The sequence below is a fragment of the Candidatus Harpocratesius sp. genome (assembly GCF_054039255.1).
In genome coordinates, this window is record NZ_JBPLBG010000071.1 from 271,492 (window position 1) to 292,126 (window position 20,635).

Here is a 20,635-nt window from a genome sequence, read left to right on the forward strand (position 1 = left end):
AAAAAAGAATTAATTTTTAAAAATTTTCATTTATACCGCTATAATTATCTTATAAATCAGTTAAAATGGTATAAAGTTTCCAATTCTGTACCCATGGTCTTCTTAAATCAATTTCTAAGATTTTTGCATCAATATCACGCTTTCCATAACTCGAACTGGAAAATATACTGAACATTTTATCATCAAAATATTCTTTATGTCCATCAATAAAGACTTCATGAGATCGTACTACCCTATCAATATTATTAATCTTAAGAAATTTCATAAAAATCTCGTTTCCAAAACTATATCCTATTCCTCGCCGACTTGGCAGATAATAAACATTAGGTGGTAGTTCTTCTTCAGGATCACCCCAAAGAATTTGTCTAGAAAGAATATCCATTTCTTCTACTGTTGAAAATGAAGGTTTTAATAAAACAGTTCCATCCACAATTCGTGGTATTTTAGGAATAATCTCATATTCTTTGGGATAAAAGGGAATTCCGCCATGTAAAGCCAATACTGCCTTTTCAGGAGTTTTAACAACGTGAATCAAAGGTAGATTAATAAATGTATATTCGAAATCATTAAACAAATAAGAATTAGGAAGATACCGATTAATATTGCTCCAAAATCCATACTGCATGTTAATTGTTACTTCCTCATGATTTCCACGTAATAAACGGACATTTTGAGGAAATTGGAGTGCAAAACTAAAAATATAGAGTAAATTATGGATATCCATCTCATGCCGATCTACATAATCTCCTAAGAAAACAATTAAAACATGATAACCTTCCTTTAAAGACTGTTCGATTTCACTTACGAAAAATTTAATGCACTGATCAAGATCAAATATCGAACCATGAGTATCTCCAACATAAAAGATCTTTCCATTTTCAAGATGATCAATAACAGGAAGCCCAGGATTCAATTTATCTGGATTGAGCAAATAGAGGTTAATTTCATCCAATAAACCCTTAATTTTAAGGACTTTTTTCTCATCTCCAAGATAATTTGAAGGGTCATAAATTTGCCGATCAATAAAATAGTACTTCCAAAATTCATCTGCATGAGGCGTATTAAATTTTTCACCACTTGGCCAAGTTGATTTTCGGGAAAAATATTCAGATGGTGCCGGCTTACTTTCTTCTATAGGAGCAACAGATTTCACTGATTCTTTATCTCTTTCTACATCTTCTTCTGATCGCAATTGTTTCAATTTTTCAAGAAATTGTCTTTCAGCTGAAATCTCAGATTCTTTTTCATGCTTAAACTTACCATATATTTGTTGATTCAATTGTTGAATATCTTCCTTTAACTCGCGAATTAATAGTGGTGTTTTATCTTTACTACACAATAATTTTCCAAGTTCAAAAACGGGGCGTTTTTCTCGTGGAATATCTAAATTGATAATATCTGAACTATCATAGTAGCGATGACATGTCGGACAGACTAAAATAGTACGCCTTTTTTGAAGTTTGAGAGTTGTTTGCAAGCAATTTCGACAGATCTTACTCTTTCCTTCAACTTCAGAATAAAAAAACCCTTGTTTACAGTGAATACATACATATAACTGTTTTTGCTGCTTCCCTCTAATACTCAATCACGTTCGCCTCAAATTAACCTTCATTTTTTAAGAATTTAACCATTACGAATTTGTCGAAAAAGGAAAAACTAGAAAAACAAAAAAAAAACTTATTAAAATGCACTTAAAATTCCAGGAAGATTGAAAGCACTTAGGAGCATCTCAATTCCAATCCATAAGAGAAGAATAGCAAACAAGCGCTCTATGATCGATCCGATATGTATAACTTTGGCCAATAATCTAGAATTTAGTGTCCCTACAATGGTACCGATTATAATAAATGGAACCATTATTCCAATTCCATATGTGATCATGAGATAGAGGGCAGTGGCATAATCTCCTTGAACAGAACCAATAGCTAAAATAGTCGTAAAAACAGGAGTAACACATGCAATCCAGGAAGATCCTGTAGAGAAACCAAGAATAAAGGCACCCCCATATTTAGAATATTCAACTGTCTCTAATTTTTCATTTGCCCCTGATTTTTCATTTGCCCCTGATTTTCCTATTTCACTATTGAAATCTAATTGTTCTAGTGTTTCTTCTTGTTTTATGGATATTTTTTGAACATTTTGCTCATTCTTATTCAAAGTATCTGCATTTTCATATAAATGAGTTTTTTTAAGTTTTCGGAAAAACTTTTGAATTTCCTTATTAAAAAATACATAAATAGCTAAAATAATGGTGATACTCCCAGCCATTATATTTAACATTACTCTATTCTTTAAGCTCATAACACCTGCTAAAAATATTACTCCAATAACAGCAAATGTAACAGAAAATCCAATTGCATATAGTACACTCATAAAGAAGCTTTCACGACGATTTTTTGCAGTTGTTATTATATAAGAAAGAAAGGCAGGAATTAATGCTAAACTACATGGAGAAATAAATGAAACAATTCCAGCACCCAGAGAAGTTGCAAATAATGTAATTGTTGCCATATTTAATCGATTCTTTTAAATTATTTCAAATTTTGTGATTTTCAGTAAATAAGTAAAAAAATAACAATCTCTTTTACTATAGAATAAATTTTAAGATAATAGAGATTCAATTGTTGCAGTAATATCAGCTTCTGATTGTACACCTGTATGACGAGTAGAAGAATCACCATCAGGACCGAAATAGACAGTATGGGGTGTATACTGAGCACCAAAATATGAGGATAAAGAATAATCTGTATCTTTTGCTAATTTAAAATTATATCCATTTGAAGTCGCCCATTCATTTAATAACTCTGATGTATCAGCAGCAGATACAGATATCGCAATTACGATTACTTTATCACTACCTAAAGCACTGGTAGCGGCCTGTAAAGCAGGAGAATGATATTTACATGCACTACACTGCAAGAAATGAAAATATAACACCACGACTTTTCCCGCATAATTTGATAATACCAATTTTTCACCAGATATAGTAGTAATGGTGATGGGAGTCTTATAACCTGAAGTATCAGAATTATCTATTATTGAATTCTGAGTATTCTGAGTATAATTGGGATTAACTTCAGCTTGGTCGACATTACTAGAACTATTATTCAATAGGGAGCCAAAAATCGCAACACCACCTGCAATAGCTATCAAAAATAGCATAAAAATAGCAATTGCTGGTGTTTTTTTGGTTTTTATATTCTCGTCATAGTATACAGGGCGTTTTTGCCTACTTTTATTTCGATTTAGATTTTTTTTAGCATTTTTTTGATATTTTGATTTAGCCATGATAATCACAGCATTTAGTGAGTAGTTTAAATTTTTTTTTGGTTTGAGATGATAATTTATTGTAAATACGATTATACTTTACATACATTTATCAGAATAGGATCAATATTCCCAATATCAACACGTTTTCGAAAAAATCCTTTTAACCTAAATTCAACTGTTGAATTAAGTGAAAAGCGTTGGACAAAATCTTGAGAAAAATTAAAATTCATACCATTTTTCTCTTGTTTTACTGGATATTGAGAAGATTTGGATTTTTTGCTATAATTTGAACTCATTGATTCCAATCGAACTGTAGGTGTATAAATTTGAATACAAGGTTCTTCTTCCAATCGTACTTCTATATAAATTTGCACGATTTCTCGTTGTTTTAAAAATTCAAGCACTTCTGGCGGAATTATTATGTTGAATTCAGGAAGATCAATTTGCTTTACAATCATATCTTCTCACTTTTAACACTCTATGCAGTATATAGAAACTAAATTTATAAAGTTATGCAATATAATTGCACAACCAAAAAAAAGAATCTTTTAATATAAATAAAATGTAATTTTCTCACGAGTGTAACCTTATGGAAGTAATGAAGATCGATAACCCTCGAAAAATTGAGAGTCATCCGCTAAAACAAACAGAAATACCAATACCCATCATTGGTCCTAAAGATATTTTAATAAAAATCAGAACTTGCGGTGTTTGTCATACAGATTTACACGTGGTCGAAGGAGATTTACCAATGACAACCTACCCCAGAATTCCAGGACATGAAATTATTGGAATAGTGAAAGATATAGGTTCCAAAGTTACAATGCATACAATAGGAAGTCGTGTTGGCGTGGCATGGCTTAATTCTAGCTGTTCTAATTGCAAATACTGTAAAACTGGAAAGGAAAATCTATGTAATAGTGCAATTTTTACAGGATGCACTGCAGATGGAGGATTTGCAGAATATATCACAGTTAACGAAGCTTACGCCTATCAAATTCCTTCATTTTATTCTGATCTACATGCTGCACCACTCTTATGTGCCGGAATCATTGGATATCGATCTTATAAATTGAGTGACATTCAACCTGGACAGCGCCTTGGTTTGTTTGGGTTTGGTGCTTCTGCACATATCGTATTACAAATTGCTCAAGCAATGGATTGTGAGACTTATGTGTTCACACGATCTCCCAATCATCAATCACACGCTCAAGAATTGGGCGCAACATGGGTGGGAAATCCAAATCAACAACCTCCAAAAATGCTTGACAGTGCAATAACTTTCGCCCCTGTTGGAGAGATTGTATTACGAGCATTGAATTGTTTAGATAAAGGAGGAACACTTGCAATAAACGCAGTTCATTTAACTGATATACCATCTTTTTCATATGATCAAATTTACTACGAGCGAACTTTACGGAGTGTGGCTCATACAACTCGTGAAGATGCAATAGAATTTTTGAAATTTGCTGAAAAAACGCATATTTTGACCGAAGTCAATGAATATTCTCTTTTTGAAGCAAATCAAGCTTTGGAGGATTTAAAATATAGTCGATTTTCAGGTGCTGCAGTATTGCGAATCTCAAAATAAAATACCTAAATTATTAATCAAACAGAAAAAAAAATATACATTGGAGAAAAATGAAAATATAATAGAAAAAAGTAGAGAAATTAAATAAAGAAAACTTATTCGCACCAATAAACAATTTTTAACAATGAAAAACAAACAGTAAAATGTAATAAAATAAAAAAAAATTACCAGTAGAGATGGAGAATTAATAATGTATTTCGAAAGATTGCGATTCATAGCGATTGCTACACTCTTTAGTTTGATATTTTGGATACTTACACTTATATTTGCAAAATGGATAACTTGTATTTTCACAACTATAATTTTTTTTTCCAGCATAACAGGTTTTGGATTGTTTTTATTGAGTTATTTTACAATGATGGATGGAGATTGGGCAAATTTAGTTGACTTGGATGCACTTAATATTAAAACTGAAAAAATATTAATTCCTATGGCTGATGAAGTGCATCTTTCTGGATTATTACTGATGTTGAAACATTCAGCTCGAAAATCCAAAGGAAAACTTCCTATTATAATCATGCATCATGGAGTATTAGGAAAAAAAGAGCGTAATTTTTCCTTAGCAGCACCCATTGCTGCTGCAGGATATGCAGTATTGCTAGTGGATGCACGAGGACATGGAGAAACCCTTAAAAATTATCCTGCTTTTCATTCTGATGATTGGTATATAACTGAGTCAACAGGAATTTTTCCTGATTTTTCACGAATTGTTGATTATGTATGCAATATTCCAGAAATAGATAATACACGCATAGCTGCAATTGGTACATCAATGGGAGGAGGATTAGTATTAACAGAAGGACTTAAAGATGAACGAATTCGCCTGGTTATTGCACTTTCACCATATTTCTCATGGAAAACTTTCCAAAATACACCAGAAAGTCATCGAATTTTCACCGAACCATGGGTTACTCGCATTTTTATTAATTCTCAAATAAAAGTCAAAAAGATATCTAGTTTTGACCCAATTATTTCTCCACAAGCGTTCTTTACATCTGAAAATTCCACAAAATTCAAAGATAAAGTCCGAATTGTACATGCCCGTAATGATAGAGTATTGTTGTATGAAGCACATTTTTTACCTCTTCAAGCGCGATTGAAATTACTTCCTGAAAATGTTTTGATTCTCAATGAAGGAGACCATTATTTACGAGGCCAAGAAACGATCGTATTGACAAAAATACTTCACTGGATCAAAGAGAAGTTATAGTACGAACTAGAAAAATAAATAAATTAAAAAAAAATAGAGTTTTAAACAAGAAATCAAAATATTTTTGAATAATATGTTTTTTCATCAACTGGTGATAATAGATTATGGAAAATACATACCCCCCGACAATTTTAGGTCATATAGATACATTTATGGCTTTAAAACACCAATGGAGAAGTTTTTCGAATGAATCAGAAAAGGGAATATGCGATTATCCAAGAATGAATCGTAATAATCTCCGATTTGCTTTATTTGCAATCTATCCTGCAGCAACACCTTATCATATTTTATCAGGAATGGATGAATGGTTTCAAAATATAGAAAATCCAAATAATCATCTCATCCACATAAAAAATATCGACGATTTTGACAAAGTAAAAAATTCGGATTTAATTGGGGCAATTTTACATACTGAAGGTGCTGGAGGTTATGATTCAGAATTAAAAACATTGCGCTTAGCACATCGCTTGGGTTTGCGTACTACAGGAATAACTTGGGCAAATGTGAATCAGTTCGGAACAGGATTTCTTTTTCGTTCCCCTCAAATTGATAGAGGACTAACTGCTGAAGGTAAGAAATTTGTTCAAGAAGCTCAAAAGTTAGGAATTACAATTGATGTTTCTCACTTAAATGATCGGTCTTTTTGGGATGTAATGGAAATTATTGAAAAGCCAGTAATGGCTTCTCACTCAAATGCCAGATCAATATGTAATATGGGTAGAAACTTAACTGACGAACAGATCGTTGCCATTCATAAACACCATGGTGTGATTGGGTTAAATTGGGGTACTATGTTTCTTGATCCTAAAGTATCACCTGATGATTTTTCACATGCCGACCCAAATATAGAGTTTGATGTCATTTTAAAGCATCTCGATCATATTGTAGAATTAACTGATATAAACACTATAGCTATTGGTACTGATTATGATGGAACAAATGTGCCAAAATGTCTTGATTCAGCAGATAAAATGCCTAAATTTTACGACTATATTGTAGATCATGGATACAGCCGTCAAGATCTTGAAAAAATCGCATTTGGTAATTTTTACAGAGTTTTTAACGATACTTGGAAATAATCTAAGTATTTTCTTTTTGTATTTATTTTCTTTCTTTTTTTTACATTTAATTTTTCCTAATGAAAAAATAGTCAAGTATCAATTAATTTGTTATTAGTGGACTTTGGGAAATCTGCCTAATCTTTTGATCTTGATTAAATCCAATAACATAATCAATTATATAGATCTTGCTTACTTCTATACACCTAAATGAATCAATAAATCAGTACTTTAATCATGAAAGGAAAAGAATGTTATGAATAATATTAATCATTAGAAATTTCATCCAATTCATTGTCTATTCTTGGTATTTTGCACATAAACCATATAGTCACTCCTGTCTTCTTAACATTTTCTTGTTCTACAATATTAAAACCATTTTTTTCATAAAACTGAACATTTTGCTTCAACTCAGTCTCTAAAAAAATTGGAAGTTGCCGATTTTCACTTTCATCAATAAGAAATCTAAGCATTTTACTTCCGATACCTTTACCTCGATGATCTTTTTGAACTCCAATTACCATTAGGTAGATATACGGCTGAAAAATTCTTGTAGTGTTTGCTTGATTTGTAATATTATTTTTTAACTTTAAATTATGGATTAAATGATTTCTCTTTATGTATTTCCCAAAAAGAGCGAGTCGATAAATATTCCTAAGTCCCATCCTAAAAATACCATTTCGTATATTACTGAGAATAAATCGTCGCGAAAATTGATTGTAATTAGTTACATTTAGAAAACCAATTATTCCTTCAAGGTCAGGTGATGTTGCATATAAAGTGCCAAATTTTAAACAAACATGGGCAATTGATCGAAATGCATACCTTAATTTATTTTTACGCTTATTTACATCTGGAAATCCATAAATACTTGTAGGATCTTCGAAAAATATTTCAGCCAAACGATCTCCCGCAATTTTGATATCCTTTTGTTGTAGGAAATACATTTCTCCATCCAAATGTTCTTCTCTCCTTATTTTTTTATATCTTTGAAATTTATATTAAATTCATTTTTTTACAAATCATTTATTAATAGATGCTTAATTTCTTCTTCAAATTTCTTGTACCGATGCCAAGGATTAAAAATATAGAAGAAAGTGATTAAAATACTAACCAAGAATAATGAAAGAAAAACAATTATCAGTTTTTCATGTAAAGACACAATTGTCTTGAAACTTTGAAGCGCAGATACACTTAAGAATACTGCAACAGTCCCAAATACGACGAAAATTGGACTTAGATCGATTTTTTTTCCTCGATTTTGGAAATTTTGTAGAAATAAACCTTTACCAAATTGAATTAATGGAATTGAAAGCCAAAAATCCAATATTCCCACTATAGTTAACCCCACTAAAATCGTCAAAATAATTGGTATTTTATCATTCGCACTTGGATTAATATTTTCAAATATAGTAATTGCTCCAATTGAAATTCCCAAAGAAATAAAATTTGAAATAATCCACCGATTAATGTGCTTGTTCTTAAAATCAGAAATATTTTGAAGTAATTTTTCTAATTCATCTCTACGGTCATATATTATCCCTTGTTCTCTTTCTGTTTTGATTTCTTGATCCAAATGAACTTTTTTCTCTTTCTTTCTCTTTATTACATAAATTTGTATTCCTGCAATGATAACAAAAATTAATATTCCAGAAATGAGGTTAAGAACAGATTCACTAGGAGAACTAAAATCAAACGAATTTGACTTCGTGGATAATACAAATTTTATTTGATCATATTGATAATTATTAACTAATTTAATTGTAATCGCTTGTAAAACACCATTATCATCTTGCCATGTGGGATAATAATAAAAATGAGTAATTTTACCATCTAACATGAGAGCTTGATGGATAGTGTATTGATATTCACCTATATCTGAAGAATAACTGTATTCAACCTCCAATACACCAGGTAATAATTTGATTTCATCAGTTAAATTATCCCAATAATTTACAGGAATTACAAACGGTATAATTACATTAGATTTTTGAACCCAATTATCACCAATTTGCTGAGAAACTGGAATAGGTCCTGATAATTGTAGAATTTGCGAACATAAATCCCGAACACTCATATTTAGTGGAATCTCATCAACTTTTACAGTAATTTGAGGGACTCCAAAGAAATTTTTACTCAAATTTTCAAACTGGTATTCAGTAGCAATTTTATTAAAAAATGAGGAGTTAAGGTCAGATTTTTGAATATTAAGTTCATAGGTTAATTCTATTCCTTCTTTTACTTTCCAATCATCTTGTTGAATAATTATGCTAGATATCTGAGTAAATGCTGAAATATTTGGTATAAATGTAGAATATAGAACAAAAACAAATATAATTACAGTAAGAAATTTCTTCTTATCTTGTAATAATTTATTGGGATTCATAATTACCAAATAAGTGAGCAATGCTTTAAAAAGATTATATCCATTTTCATTCACGTTCACCATATGCTAAAACTTATTCGCACTTAAGATTCTCTTTTTTCATTCTATTGGCTTTAATTATTATATTTTGCTATCATCTATTTATTTCATTCTTTTCGTTTTACTTAATATTTTTTTTATCTTTTTTATTTCCATCTTTACAAACCTTTATACTTTTTAACTCGATTAAAATATTCATCAATTATCATCATCAATATTAATGGAGGAAAATTCTATAATGAAAAATTTATTTATCAGTAAATCAACCCAAGCAGAAAAATTTGCAAAAATGGTTAAAAGAATTGGCGATATCACAGAAATCGATCAAAAATTCATCCGAAAATCATGTGAACGGATCCTTAACGAATGGGAAGAAAAAAATCATAAAGAAATATCTGCCCTATTCCATGTTTCAGATAGAGATAAGCATGATGAACTTCATAAAATTGTTAAAATGTTCCAACGAACTTTAGGAGGAAAAATTCAATCAGATTTGATTCTTAAGAAGGTAGGAACAATTGCTGAATTTTGGTTGGAAGATCTATTTTATCCATTTTAAATTAACCTATATTTAGGTGTGTGAGTAGGTGCGAATAAGTTAAAAAAATTAGAAAAGTGGTGTGAATTAATAGATCTTTCGTTTTAATAATTCATCTAAATTCTTTTAATTTCTGGCTGATTCGGAGAAATTTTATTAAAGGTGCAAAATTCAAATGGAAAAATTAGATTTTTTATTACATAAAAATAAATATGCTATTTACATATATTTACATATATTTACACATATTTTCATATATATACATAGATTATAATATTCAAATCGCAATATTTAGATTCTAATATCTTGATGATAAAAAATGATTATTTTTGATAGCTCTCCATTAATTCATATAACAAAAATAGGAAAAATAGAATTTGTTTTAAAATTATTTGAAAAAATATATATTCCTGAAGGAGTTCATAAAGAAGTCGTTAAAAAAGGCTTGGAATTCGGTTATGCTGATGCTTTCTTAATTCAAAATTATGAAAATAAAGGAAAAATCATAAAATTAAAAGTTGAAAAGAATGATCCCACTCTTATAAATTTTCTTCATAGAGGTGAAATTGAAGTATTACTGTTAGGAAAGAAATTTAATGAAAAAAAGAAATGTTTGATTGTCATGGATGAAAAAAAGGGAAGATTAATAGCAGAACAAAGAAAAATATCATATATTTCAACTGCAGGATTAATATTGCTTCTATTACGATATAGAATTATTAATTATAACTTATATTGTTCAAATTTGGCAAAATATTCATCCAATGGATGGTTTTCTCATCAAAATTATCAAAATTACATAAAAAGAGGTAAAATATATGAGTGAAAGATTATCGATAATTATTCCGAAAAAACTTAAGGAAGATTTAAATGGACTAAAGACACGTATGCATTTAGATCAAAGCACACTTATTCGAAAACTCTTGACCAATGCAATAAAAGAAGAAAAATTAAACCATGCAATAAAAGAATATCAAAAAGAAAAAATTTCATTGGGAAATGCGGCAGAACTTGCAGAAATATGTTTGTGGGAATTTATCGATGAACTTAAGAAGCATAAAATCTTCATTGAACTAAATTCAGATGAAATTGATGAAGAAATCGATAAAATTCTATCAGGTGAATTCGATCAGTTCATTTAAGCAATTCCCCATATCTGCCCTTCATCTCAACTTGTTACCTTCTCCTGCAATTTTTAATTGAAGAAAAGAAAGATTTCATTCTTGCAAAGATATGGATCCATTTCTTTTCCCTAATGCAGATGAATCTCTGGTAATTGATTTAAATCACTTTAGATCTTATTTCTTGCGTATTTTGTTCCTTTTCTTCCTAATATTCGAAATTTTTATCTAAATCATTAATAAATTTGCTCAATTCAGCACTTTTCATAGGTTCAAAATTAATCCCTTTCTGATTAAAGACCTTATGAATCGCTAAAGAGATCCCTCCTGTTGTTGACTCAGCGATAGAAGAAGTCATAAATTTTTATCCAAAACTATTCATTTAAAATTACCTTGCAGAGCATTAAAATAGTTCGCTTTCGAATTTAATAGTATTCGCATGGCCAAAATCGTCACTTAATAAAATTCAAAAAGGATGATCCCTTTTATTTTATTGGGGCCGTAGTCTAGCCTGGATATGGCGTCGGCCTTCGGAGCCGAAAGAGTTTTTATTTCAAAAACTTCGAAAATACCGGGGGTTCGAATCCCTTCGGTCCCACTATTTACCTTATATATGAATATCGAATAGTCTATAGAAACTTCCAGATTAAAGCACTTTATATCAGTTCCATTCAACTGGACAATCCAGTAGAAGACATTCTTCTGGCTTTTATATCCATCCTTCATCCCAATTTTTCACCGATCTCTGACGAATTTACTGATGCTTTATGTTATTATATAAAGGTGATTTATTCGATTTTTGGGAAAATGTAAATTTTTTTCAGTCATTTGCTGGAAAAACTCTGTTTACCCCGATTTTTCTCTGTTTTCTCGATTTGGAAAAATTTTTCCATACTTTAATCAAAAATATTCAAAATATTTAGCAATGAAAGCGGATATCATGATTAAAGTATTTATTAGTTACGCTACAAAGGATAAAAATGTATTTCAAATTGAAGAAGTTGTCGAACAATTAAAATTATATGCAGAAATTGATGAAGTATTATATTGAAAAAAAGATTCAGGTTCTAACATTATAAAATTCATGAATAACAGCATAGAGATGTCAAATACTTTTATTATCCTGTTCTCTGAACTCTTTAAATTCTGAATGGGTTGAATCAGAATAGACAGCAGATATGTCGAATAAAAAAACGAAAAATCTGAAATAAAACGAAATAATCAAAAGATATTTCTCAAAACAAGGTTTACTTATATAAGATTGCCTATTTCAACAGAAGTCTAGGATAAAAACTTATTCACACCAGACAATCTTCTCTAAAACTTATTCGCACTTATTCGCACAAGATGATTAACTAAAAAAGTATCTTAATTTTAATATTCTTAAAGTATTTTTATTATTTTTTCATTCTGAATCTATTATATTTCTTATTTTTGAATCCTTTTTTTTGTTTATCGCGAAAAGATTTTGTAATTATAATGATCATTGGAACGCCAAAAATAAATCCTGCGATAATAAACGATATTGGGCTTATAATTGTATTTTCTGGGTTATTTGAATTAGAATTTTTTTCCGCACTGCACAGAGAGAAATTTAGATTTGTATCTGCAAGTTTTAGTTCTGGATTTGCGCTAAAATTGTCATCATTAAAGGTTGAAATTGCCAAACGACAAAAAATCTCAAACGAATCAAATGGTAAATTTCCATATATTAAAAATCCATTTAGATAATCATAGAATAAAACTGTATTTAAATATTCTGCATATTCAGAATCTTCAGGCCAAAGTACGTCTATTCGTGATGTATTCAAATTTAAATTATAATAGGAATAATCCAAACCTCTTAAAGGAGTATCAATTTTCGTGTAGTTAATATCTTTCATAAATACATAAGATGTTGCATTATTATTACAAAAAATATCTTGATCTTTTTGTTCTTGAGTATAATTAAAGAAAAATGGTACATAAATATCATTACTTGAATTCTCTTGCATATAAAAATGATTTTGAGACAAATCATATATTAGTGAACCATGTCTTGTAATATTCAATATTTTAAATTCAACTGAACAATTATATTTACCATTTGAGAGGTAAGAAAAATCTAAAAATAGATGTGCTACTGATTGCCATCGGAAATCAGAGGTATAATTAGTATTCCACATTTCTTGTAAATCATTTCGCAGGATATTTTGATTTTCTACGATGAATTCTGCACCCCAAAACCCATAATAGAGGTGAAATTCGTTTGGAATCTCAATATTAATGTATTTTTTTTCCCCATTTACATTTATTGGAAAAAAAATTAAAAAAATCAACAAAAATAAACTTATTATCCTATATTTGTTTAATATTTCTTTTTTATACCATTTTGTTTTTGTTTTTTTTTTTTTATTTTTTTGATTCATATACTCACCCGATTATTCTTTTATTTCTTAATTTTTCTTGTTTTTTATATAAAAACCATAAATAATTAAGAAATTTGATAAGATTACAAAAAAGATGAAAGTTTTAGAAAAGAAAAAATTAAAACTAAGAAAATTTCTTTGTATAACAGAAGAAAACCGTTTAAAATAAATAACTGAAATCGAAAAAAGTTGAATTAAGCAGATAAATACACTTGAGAAAATTAAAATAAAATCTATTATTAAAGATTTTAAAATATCAAAAACCCTTTTCATTTTTATTATTCTTTTTATATCTGCTCCAAAATCAGAATACTTTTTTAGAATATCAGAATTGAAAGAATTATTCTCTTTTTCGAAAAATTCTTTTTTTAACAAGATGAATACAATCAAGGCAAAAAACTGAATTATTTTGGAATATTGGAGAAAATTTTTTGCAGGATAGATTAAGTCTAGCATTTTATCGTTGATAAAAAATCTTTCTTGATAACCAAGAAATCCTACAAAACTTATTAATGAAATTAAAATTACAACATAAAAAACATTAATTTTTGCGATATTTCTTCGTTTAGTCCAATATTTCATTAGAATTTTTTCAGAATCATACCAACATCCTAATTTTAAGACAATATTATAAGAAATATTATCAATTTTTGATGAGAAATCTGAAAAAAGTAAAGATGAAATAATTGCAGAAAAAAATATTGTAGAAAGAAAAGGTAAATAATTTAAAATAAAATTCTCTAAAATTGAATTATTAAATCCATTTTTTATAAAATAAATAAAATTAAAATGCATAATGATAAAATTAAGAAAAATCAAGAAAAACATAAGAAATAATTTAGTAAACGGTTGAATCTTAAATTTCAGATTATTAAATAAATAATTCTGTTGCATAATATGTTTTGAGAATAAGTATCTAAATTTCAGCTTAAATAGATAAAATTGTAATGAATTGAGAATTAAGATTAAGATAAGTAATAAAATGTCTTTGATAACGATTATTTTTAAAAGTAAACTTAATGAATTTTGAAGATTGAAGACAGATAATGAAAAAAACAAAAGAGAGCAACAATCACTAATTAATGTGACAGGTATCATAGAAATATAAGATTTAAGAATAATTTCATAATTTATCTTCCAATGATTTATTCCATCATCACCTAATATTACAATTTTTCTAAAAAAAGGGATGTTTTTTTGAAGAATTTCATCCATGGTTTTCATATGGTAAAAAAAATATAGCAAACTTACCGATATGAATAAAATTTGGAAGGTTTGATTAATTTGAAATTTATTTATATAGAAATCTTTATTAAAATTAGAATGAATTCCATTTTCAAATAAATAATAATAAGATACTTCCTTATAAGGAGAATATAATATAGATGAAGGGGTAAAAAATATTTGATTAAGTGTATTTGATGAAAAAAGATTAATTTCACTTAGTTTTATAGAAAAAATTGACAAACCATTCAATTTTAGTGAAGTATTTTTTGTTATTCTTAAAAACTCATTTAAATTGACAAATATATACTTTACATAATTTGATATATGAAAAAAATGAGGTGAATAGATTGTTTTGAATATTAAGGACACATTTTGTTTTTGATTTTCAGGAAAAATATGAAATAACTTACCTTCAATCGAAAAGTTTTCGTATGATGAAATTTGTCCTGAAAAATTAAAACTCTGAATGAAATCAGAAGTTGTTTGGACATTCTGAAAAGTAAAATAATTAAAGTTGCTTAAACTATCTGTTGTAATATTTAAACTAAAATTAAACAAAGAAGGATAAATTTCTTTGAGTATATTTAATGATTCAGGTAAAGATATAAATCGAATTGTCTCTAAGGACGTTTTATTATCTACATTTAAATCAAAATAAAAAAAGGAATCACTTTGTAGTAGATTAACTGAATTGATAGAATTAATTATTTGATTGCAATTTTCTTCATTTAATTCAAGTTCATTTGAGTTATAATATAGAATATCATCAAAAGGATTATTTTGAATGCAACTCTCTTGAATACTTTGATTTATTTGAAGAATATAAACACTAAAAAACCCAGCAAGAAAAAATTGATAAACTAATATAACTAAACCTATTTTTTTAAATCCATTAAGATTTTTGAAATAAAATCTATTTTGGCTAATCATGTTGATCAATTCTTTTAATGTTTTTATGTTTTTTAAAGCAAATACTTATTATACGTTTATTATTCTCTCACAAAAATCTTCTATTGATAAATCGTGTGAAACAACAATAATTGAAGTTTTAAATTCTTTTGAAATGGATTTTAAGAGTTGAAAAATATTTTGAGAGTTTTCGTGATCCAAATTCCCTGTTGGTTCATCAGCAAGTATTAATTTAGGGGAAGAAACTAAGGCAGCAGCTATTTGGACTCTTTGTTTTTCTCCTCCACTTAATTGATCAATCTTATATTCTCTTCTATGCTCAATTCCACATTTTTTTAGAATTTCATCAATTTTTGTTGAAAATCTTTTAATTTTTTTATATCTTATTAATAGAGGGATAGATACATTCTCTTCAACAGTTAAATAATCAAATAAATTATATTCTTGAAAAATATAACCAATATTGATTCGACGGTAATCTATCCTTTTTTCAAAGCTAAGTTTCGTAAGATTTTTTATGGGATCATCTGGATCAAATCGAAAATAAACCCTTCCTGCTGAAGGTAATAACAAACCTCCAATAATTTTTAATAAAGTTGATTTTCCAGAACCTGATGGCCCAATAATTGCAAGAAATTCACCTTTATCCATTTTCATATTAAAGTCTTTTAGTGCTACTGTTTCAACATTTTTACTTTTATAGATATGAAAGAGGTCTTTAATTAATAATTGACAATTTTTACCCCAATTCTCTTTTACACTAACCATTTCGGCTTTTAATGAAATTTGATTTTGCATTTTCTTTTATTCTCTCCTTAAATTGAATATAAGAAATTAATATTAAAAAAGAACAACTAATGAAGAATTCTAGTAAAGATATTATGGGAAAAGGATATAAAATCATAACAGATTTGCCATAACTTTTATATAAATCCCAATTACTACAATTATTGATATTGTACGCTATTTGATTCCAACTATTATAAAATGCTGAATCAATTTGAATCCAAGTTTTGAAAAGAAGAATCTTGTAAAATAGAAGACTTAGAATAAAATAACTGGCATAAGTAATAATAAATATAAATCCAAAATAAAATATCAATTTTGAATTTATTATTCTTCTAATTTGATTTTTAGAACTTCCAAATTGCTTTAAAATATTCATATCATCATTTTGATCTTCATAAAATTTGTTAATCATGAAGATTGAACAAAAAATGAGGACAATTCCAATTAGAATGGATTCAAACAAGTATAATCTTGGAAGGAATAGTGAATCAAATCGGTTTTTTTCAGAATCAGAATTATTTATTTTAATACTTTTAACTAAATGCTTATAATGATTTAAAAAATAATTAGAAAAATCTTGAAAATTAAATTTTGAATTTACTTTAAGATATAAATTTAAACAACTACCATATTCTTTAAAAATACAATTTAAATGATTTAAGAATAAAATATGAATATTTGATGGTTTATTATCAATTTCACAGAGTGGTGCATAATCGATTATTCCAACTATTTTAAAATCAGATGAAACGCCATAATAGGAAGTAATTTTTAAATTATCTTTTATATTTAAATTAAATTTATCTGCTAATGCTCGTGATACTATTATCGAATTATTTATATTATTATATTTTTCTAAATGTGAAGTATTTGATTTGAAAATTGAATCCGAAAAATGAATTTTTTCTGGAAAATTAATAAAATGTGAATATTGAAATGGATCAAAGAGTGAACAATTTGTTGGTGTATTGCTATTCAAATTATAATCAATAAATAATTGATTTGTTATTTTGAGATTAGTGAAATAATCTGATTTTATTCCTGGTATGGATAGAATGCTGGAATTAATAAATTTCTCATAATCAAAATCTTCTGAATATCTTAACTCAAGTTTTATATTTGATGAATCCCATGCCAAGATTTTTCTTTCAAAATAATTACTATTTTCAAAATTTAAATAAAAACTACTTAATAAAATATTAGTAAATAAAAATATAAATAACAGGGCTTCTTCTTTATTATTTTTCTGATATTTTGGCATTTGAGAGAAAACCAATAATTTTTTGATGGTTTTTTCAGTTTTTTTAAGGATATTATTTATTTTACCAGATAAAAAAGAGAAAAAATTAGTTAGCACTCTTGAAAGAGGTATTGGGATTAGAAAAATAAAAAGAAATGAAATGATTAAAATCTTTGAGATTGAAATATTAATTTCAGGAGATTGAAAATCAATCCAATAATTTGATAATGAAACTAATAAAACTGGGATCAATGAAAATAATATTAAAATTCCAAAAAAGATGTTTTCTCGAATTTTTCTTAATTTTGCTTTAATCTCACGATTTTCTTCACTAAAATTAAGGTCAAATTCTTCAGTACTTTTTTTAATTTTTTTGAAATTGCTTTTAAGTAAAATTATATCAACTAAAATTGGAAATACTGTTATTATTATAAAATAAATTGACAAATTTATTCTTAAAGTATCTTGAATGATATCATTACTTAGAATGATTCTTTGAAAAATGTAATTTAATCCAAAAATTGCAAGAGTATTTATGAAAATAATAGGTATTTTCTCAAAAAAGTAACTTTTTATAAAATCTTTGGGTTTTTCACCTAATAGATATCTTTTATTATAATATTGATTAACCATATTGATTGATTTTTTTTCTATTAAAAAAATAAAAATTAAAAAACTTATATATACTGGAATTGTAAAGAAAAAAATATCATTTTGTAGGTTTTTTAAATTTTGAATACATTTCCAAAAATTTGCGTATTTTCCCTTAAGGTTTTCTATTCTATTTTCAAAAAAGCTAAATATACCATTTTCATATATCCACGGTTGTATTATTTTAATATTATATAGTAATTGCTGAAATGATGTAGTTCCTATAGAATTCACACTTGAAAATACAACTTTTTGGATGAACGGAATATCATATTGATCTCGAATTATTAATTTTGAAAAATTTTTTTTAATTATAGAAAAAGCAATATCATTTATAGAAAAGATATAGTTATAATAATTCCTGTATTCATTAGAAATTGAGTTTAATTGACTATTAGATTCAGATCCAAAATTTAAATTGCATTCAACTAGTGATTTCAAATCTTTTTCATTAGTTATTTGATAAAATCCTACAATTCTAAATTTGAAATTACCCAGAAATTTTGAAGAATTTAATGGAGTTATTCCTAATCTGTCTTGAGCTAATTCAATTAAAGTAAAATTTTTATCCATATAATAGTTAAAAATAATATCATCCCCTATTGAAAACCCTCGTTTTTTGAATTGAAGATTTACAATTATATCTGTTGGCTCATCAATATATGATCCTTCAACTAGTTCAATCCCATGAAGGAATTGAAAATTATTTTGCTTAAATTGTTCATTATTTGGAATAAAAATAAATTGAAAATCAAAATGCCCTCTATAATTTTGTGAAAAATTAGCTTCATCAGATGAATTCCAATAAAATGAAGGATACCAATGAATATTATCTCCAATTTGAATGAAACTTGAATTGAGATTATTCAATTTTGCATCAATTTTATTTAGGCATGTTGAGATATTATTTTGATTTAAATTAAAATTAGTATTTTCAATAGGGTTTAAAGTTAATGCCAACTCTATTTCTGATGGATTTTTTTGATAATCATCTGTAATTAAATTAAATTCATTAAAATAAAATATATTAAAAAAAACTAAAAAAGATAGAAAAACGATAAATAAACAAAATTCGTTTTTTTTTTCAATAAAACTAATTAACATGTTAAAACCTACTTTCTATTCTGTCCACCAATCAAAATTAGTCGTTGTTTCACTGAAATGGACGTAAGCTTTTAGAGTTGTACTATAATCCAAAGGAATTATAAGATTAGGAGATCCTACATTGATAATTCCTGCCCAGTGTTTAACAGTTTGTCCACTTCCTTCATGATACATAATTGTTATTATATTTTGCAGATTCCAATATTGCCCTAAATTTGGATTCAAACCACCTTTAGTATATGATGGAGTATATCTATATATAGAACAAACAGGAAAATTTGTTTCAACTTTCAAAGTAGAAGAAACCCAACCACTAGTATGAGCTTCTTGGTTATTATCAAAATCTGTACCAGAAGAAGTTCCAATTTCACACCAATAAATTGCCTTTACTTGTGAAGCCATAGATAAAAAACTTAAACCCATTAATGCAGTTAAAACAATATATAATTGCCAATTTTTCACTTTTATCAATACCTTATTTTTTGAATTTTGATAAAAAAAAAGCCAAATTGAAATCACATTTTATCTTGTTTTTTTTTATCTTTAGTCTTTTTTAAATATTTTTGATTATACGTGATTTTATCAATTTATGACATTTTTACCTAATTAGAATTTTTTTCCGCACAAGATTTTCGACAATATTCCTATATATTCAATTTAAAATTAATTCCTGAATTTTGAAACTTTATAGATATTTCATTCTAATTCTGATCTTTTATTTTTAAAAGGTTTTTATATTCAAACGTTCAGATTCTATCTGCAATTTCTATTAATCTTTATTTATCATAGACATTCAAACAACTTCATTATTTTTGAGTGAATTTCAACAATTATAATTCATTTCCAGATGATAATTATATTATCCTTCCATTTTTATAGTCGATAAAAAATTACTAAAAAAAATATGATTATGGTTCGATTTTTGTTTATTTTTATTCAAAATTTAGTTAAATTTGCTAAAAAAAGTCAAATTTTTAATCAACAAATTTTAAAATTCGATGGTATATTTGTAAATGAGTAAATTATGCAGCATTTCCAATTTTTAGTTAATCTCTCAAATGTTGACTAAGACTCATAAATCTATCTATATAATC

Annotated in this window: 19 protein-coding genes and 1 tRNA gene; 8 read left to right on the forward strand and 12 right to left on the reverse strand. The window is 27.2% G+C overall.

Annotation, left to right across the window (positions count from 1 at the left end; genetic code table 11):
* Positions 1-49: 49 nt before the first annotated feature.
* The 4 genes from ACXLDF_RS16430 to ACXLDF_RS16445 all read right to left on the reverse strand — a co-directional run bounded on the left by ACXLDF_RS16430 (position 50) and on the right by ACXLDF_RS16445 (position 3,728).
* Complete coding sequence (locus ACXLDF_RS16430) at positions 50-1,585, reverse strand: metallophosphoesterase family protein (RefSeq protein WP_457559638.1); 1,536 nt, start codon at positions 1,583-1,585, stop codon at positions 50-52.
* Between the two features lie 95 nt (positions 1,586-1,680).
* Positions 1,681-2,511, reverse strand: a complete 831-nt coding sequence (locus ACXLDF_RS16435; RefSeq protein WP_457559639.1) for a cytochrome c biogenesis CcdA family protein — start codon at positions 2,509-2,511, stop codon at positions 1,681-1,683.
* A 90-nt stretch (positions 2,512-2,601) separates the two neighbouring features.
* Entirely contained in the window at positions 2,602-3,288 is a 687-nt protein-coding gene (locus ACXLDF_RS16440) for a peroxiredoxin family protein (protein ID WP_457559640.1), read from the reverse strand.
* A 71-nt stretch (positions 3,289-3,359) separates the two neighbouring features.
* A complete protein-coding gene (locus ACXLDF_RS16445) occupies positions 3,360-3,728 on the reverse strand; it encodes a hypothetical protein (protein ID WP_457559641.1) in 369 nt (122 codons plus the stop codon).
* Between the two features lie 131 nt (positions 3,729-3,859).
* Here ACXLDF_RS16445 and ACXLDF_RS16450 point away from each other — a divergent pair, with 131 nt between their 5' ends.
* From ACXLDF_RS16450 to ACXLDF_RS16460, 3 genes are all read left to right on the forward strand, one after another.
* Positions 3,860-4,861: a zinc-dependent alcohol dehydrogenase family protein gene (locus ACXLDF_RS16450; protein ID WP_457559642.1), complete on the forward strand. Its 1,002-nt coding sequence runs from the start codon at positions 3,860-3,862 to the stop codon at positions 4,859-4,861.
* A 190-nt stretch (positions 4,862-5,051) separates the two neighbouring features.
* The gene (locus tag ACXLDF_RS16455) at positions 5,052-6,071 is read left to right on the forward strand and encodes an alpha/beta hydrolase family protein (RefSeq protein WP_457559643.1); all 1,020 of its coding nucleotides are present in this window, start codon (positions 5,052-5,054) and stop codon (positions 6,069-6,071) included.
* 104 nt (positions 6,072-6,175) lie between these two features.
* On the forward strand, positions 6,176-7,150 hold the full coding sequence (locus ACXLDF_RS16460) for a dipeptidase (protein ID WP_457559644.1): 975 nt from the start codon (positions 6,176-6,178) through the stop codon (positions 7,148-7,150).
* A gap of 245 nt (positions 7,151-7,395) precedes the next feature.
* On the opposite strand, the gene ACXLDF_RS16465 is transcribed toward ACXLDF_RS16460, so the two are convergent.
* Both ACXLDF_RS16465 and ACXLDF_RS16470 read right to left on the reverse strand, forming a co-directional pair.
* Positions 7,396-8,088 (reverse strand): GNAT family N-acetyltransferase, encoded by a 693-nt coding sequence (locus ACXLDF_RS16465; RefSeq protein WP_457559645.1) that lies wholly within the window; start codon positions 8,086-8,088, stop codon positions 7,396-7,398.
* Positions 8,089-8,144: 56 nt separating this feature from the next.
* Positions 8,145-9,569: a hypothetical protein gene (locus ACXLDF_RS16470; protein WP_457559646.1), complete on the reverse strand. Its 1,425-nt coding sequence runs from the start codon at positions 9,567-9,569 to the stop codon at positions 8,145-8,147.
* Between the two features lie 223 nt (positions 9,570-9,792).
* Between ACXLDF_RS16470 and ACXLDF_RS16475 the strand changes: the two genes are divergently transcribed.
* The 3 genes from ACXLDF_RS16475 (at position 9,793) to ACXLDF_RS16485 (ending at position 11,234) form a co-directional block, all read left to right on the forward strand.
* On the forward strand, positions 9,793-10,113 hold the full coding sequence (locus tag ACXLDF_RS16475; protein ID WP_457559647.1) for a hypothetical protein: 321 nt from the start codon (positions 9,793-9,795) through the stop codon (positions 10,111-10,113).
* A 298-nt stretch (positions 10,114-10,411) separates the two neighbouring features.
* Positions 10,412-10,918 (forward strand): PIN domain-containing protein, encoded by a 507-nt coding sequence (locus ACXLDF_RS16480; RefSeq protein ID WP_457559648.1) that lies wholly within the window; start codon positions 10,412-10,414, stop codon positions 10,916-10,918.
* Positions 10,911-11,234 (forward strand): UPF0175 family protein, encoded by a 324-nt coding sequence (locus tag ACXLDF_RS16485; RefSeq protein ID WP_457559649.1) that lies wholly within the window; start codon positions 10,911-10,913, stop codon positions 11,232-11,234. Before ACXLDF_RS16480 ends, ACXLDF_RS16485 begins: the two co-directional genes overlap by 8 nt.
* 187 nt (positions 11,235-11,421) lie before the next feature.
* On the opposite strand, the gene ACXLDF_RS16490 is transcribed toward ACXLDF_RS16485, so the two are convergent.
* Positions 11,422-11,571, reverse strand: coding sequence for a hypothetical protein (locus ACXLDF_RS16490; protein ID WP_457559650.1), 150 nt, complete (start codon positions 11,569-11,571; stop codon positions 11,422-11,424).
* Between the two features lie 137 nt (positions 11,572-11,708).
* Here ACXLDF_RS16490 and ACXLDF_RS16495 point away from each other — a divergent pair.
* Both ACXLDF_RS16495 and ACXLDF_RS16500 read left to right on the forward strand, forming a co-directional pair.
* A tRNA-Arg gene (locus ACXLDF_RS16495) sits at positions 11,709-11,811 on the forward strand.
* A 201-nt stretch (positions 11,812-12,012) separates the two neighbouring features.
* Positions 12,013-12,264 carry a hypothetical protein gene (locus tag ACXLDF_RS16500; protein WP_457559651.1) on the forward strand — a complete coding sequence of 84 codons (252 nt, stop codon included), beginning with the start codon at positions 12,013-12,015 and terminating at the stop codon, positions 12,262-12,264.
* Between the two features lie 346 nt (positions 12,265-12,610).
* Here ACXLDF_RS16500 and ACXLDF_RS16505 read toward each other — a convergent pair whose 3' ends face one another.
* The 5 genes from ACXLDF_RS16505 to ACXLDF_RS16525 are packed head-to-tail and all read right to left on the reverse strand — an operon-like array spanning position 12,611 to position 20,003.
* Positions 12,611-13,621 (reverse strand): hypothetical protein, encoded by a 1,011-nt coding sequence (locus tag ACXLDF_RS16505; protein ID WP_457559652.1) that lies wholly within the window; start codon positions 13,619-13,621, stop codon positions 12,611-12,613.
* Positions 13,622-13,648: 27 nt separating this feature from the next.
* Positions 13,649-15,778, reverse strand: coding sequence for a hypothetical protein (locus ACXLDF_RS16510; RefSeq protein WP_457559653.1), 2,130 nt, complete (start codon positions 15,776-15,778; stop codon positions 13,649-13,651).
* Between the two features lie 48 nt (positions 15,779-15,826).
* Entirely contained in the window at positions 15,827-16,555 is a 729-nt protein-coding gene (locus tag ACXLDF_RS16515) for an ABC transporter ATP-binding protein (protein WP_457559654.1), read from the reverse strand.
* The gene (locus ACXLDF_RS16520) at positions 16,518-19,541 is read right to left on the reverse strand and encodes an ABC transporter permease family protein (RefSeq protein WP_457559655.1); all 3,024 of its coding nucleotides are present in this window, start codon (positions 19,539-19,541) and stop codon (positions 16,518-16,520) included. Before ACXLDF_RS16520 ends, ACXLDF_RS16515 begins: the two co-directional genes overlap by 38 nt.
* Positions 19,542-19,556: 15 nt before the next feature.
* Complete coding sequence (locus ACXLDF_RS16525; RefSeq protein WP_457559656.1) at positions 19,557-20,003, reverse strand: hypothetical protein; 447 nt, start codon at positions 20,001-20,003, stop codon at positions 19,557-19,559.
* Between the last annotated feature and the right edge of the window lie 632 nt (positions 20,004-20,635).

Coding starts and splice junctions, on each gene's coding strand:
- ACXLDF_RS16460 (WP_457559644.1), top strand. CDS start 6,176: ATGGAAAATACATACCCCCCGACAATTTTAGGTCATATAGATACATTT.
- ACXLDF_RS16435 (WP_457559639.1), bottom strand. CDS start 2,511: ATGGCAACAATTACATTATTTGCAACTTCTCTGGGTGCTGGAATTGTT.
- ACXLDF_RS16490 (WP_457559650.1), bottom strand. CDS start 11,571: ATGACTTCTTCTATCGCTGAGTCAACAACAGGAGGGATCTCTTTAGCG.
- ACXLDF_RS16445 (WP_457559641.1), bottom strand. CDS start 3,728: ATGATTGTAAAGCAAATTGATCTTCCTGAATTCAACATAATAATTCCG.
- ACXLDF_RS16480 (WP_457559648.1), top strand. CDS start 10,412: ATGATTATTTTTGATAGCTCTCCATTAATTCATATAACAAAAATAGGA.
- ACXLDF_RS16450 (WP_457559642.1), top strand. CDS start 3,860: ATGGAAGTAATGAAGATCGATAACCCTCGAAAAATTGAGAGTCATCCG.
- ACXLDF_RS16440 (WP_457559640.1), bottom strand. CDS start 3,288: ATGGCTAAATCAAAATATCAAAAAAATGCTAAAAAAAATCTAAATCGA.
- ACXLDF_RS16520 (WP_457559655.1), bottom strand. CDS start 19,541: ATGTTAATTAGTTTTATTGAAAAAAAAAACGAATTTTGTTTATTTATC.
- ACXLDF_RS16510 (WP_457559653.1), bottom strand. CDS start 15,778: ATGATTAGCCAAAATAGATTTTATTTCAAAAATCTTAATGGATTTAAA.
- ACXLDF_RS16515 (WP_457559654.1), bottom strand. CDS start 16,555: ATGCAAAATCAAATTTCATTAAAAGCCGAAATGGTTAGTGTAAAAGAG.
- ACXLDF_RS16505 (WP_457559652.1), bottom strand. CDS start 13,621: ATGAATCAAAAAAATAAAAAAAAAAAAACAAAAACAAAATGGTATAAA.
- ACXLDF_RS16455 (WP_457559643.1), top strand. CDS start 5,052: ATGTATTTCGAAAGATTGCGATTCATAGCGATTGCTACACTCTTTAGT.
- ACXLDF_RS16485 (WP_457559649.1), top strand. CDS start 10,911: ATGAGTGAAAGATTATCGATAATTATTCCGAAAAAACTTAAGGAAGAT.
- ACXLDF_RS16475 (WP_457559647.1), top strand. CDS start 9,793: ATGAAAAATTTATTTATCAGTAAATCAACCCAAGCAGAAAAATTTGCA.